This window comes from Acidovorax sp. KPB24-07, from assembly GCF_057543315.1.
In genome coordinates this window covers 1-1,080 of record NZ_BAAJYS010000736.1, presented here as the reverse complement: position 1 = coordinate 1,080, position 1,080 = coordinate 1, and the positions used below count along the sequence as shown (strand labels likewise).

Annotated in this window: 1 protein-coding gene; it reads right to left on the bottom strand. The window is 70.9% G+C overall.

Translation table 11 applies throughout. The features are described 5' to 3' along the window. Positions 1–1,080: FAD-dependent oxidoreductase (locus AC27IQ_RS25395; protein ID WP_487091279.1), on the bottom strand; the 1,080-nt coding region annotated here is incomplete at both ends.

The following is a 1,080-nucleotide window of genomic DNA, read 5'->3' as shown; positions in this document are numbered from 1 at the left end:
GGCACCCGCGGCCACGCCCTGGCCCAGGAAGCCGAAGGCCATGGCCGGCCGCTCGCCGCTGATCAGCTCGGCCACCGCCTTGCCGGAACCCGCGCCGTGTGTCCAGCCCAGCGTGCCGTGGCCCGCGTTGACCCACAGCTTGCCCACGCGCGTGCGGCCGATGAACGGAATGTTGGTGGGCGTGGCCGGGCGCAGGCCGGTCCAGTACTGCGGGTTGCCGCCTTCCTCGGGCGTGCGGGTGTCGCACACGCCGGGCAGGATGGCCTCGATGCGGCGCGACAGCATGTGGCAGCGCGCCCGCGCCAGGGGGCTGTCCAGCGACAGGTCGTAGCCGCCCAGCTCGATGGTGCCGGCCACGCGCAGCACGTTGCCCAGGCGGCTCATGGCGATCTTCTTGCCGTCGTCGATGGTCGAGACCAGCGGCGCGCCCTCGGGCTTGAGCAGCGGGAAGGTCGCGCTGTAGCCCTTGCCGGGGTAGATCGGCAGGTCCACGCCCACGGTGCGCAGCAGCGGGGCGCTGTAGGTGCCGCAGGCGACGACGATCGCATCGGCGGTGAGGTTCTGGTCTCCAGCGCTGGTGCTGCGTGCGCGGACAGCTACGGATTCGATAGCGTCGCCGGCCTGGTTCAGGCGCACCACGTCGTGGCCGTAGAGGAACTGCACGCCGCGCTCGGCGCAGCGGCGCGCGAGCTCCTGCGTGAACAGGCGGGCGTCGCCGCTTTCGTCGGTGCTGGTATAGGTGCCGCCCGTGATGTGATCGCCGTAGGCGCGGAAGGCCGGCTCGATCTGCAGCAACTCGTCGCGGCTGACCAGGCGGCGCTGCACGCCGTGCCGGCGCATCACCTCGACCGCGTGGCCGGCGGCGTCGAACGATTTCTGGTCGGTGTAGAAGTGGGCGATGCCGCGCTCCAGCCGGTGGTATTCGATGCCGGTGGCGCGCACCACGTCCTTCAGGGCAGCATGGCTGTAGGCGCCCAGGGCCACGATCTGCTGCACGTTGCGCTCGAACGCCGCATCGTTGCACTGTGCGAGGAATTTCAGGCCCCAGCGCCACTGGTCCCAGTCGAGCTGCGGGCGAAA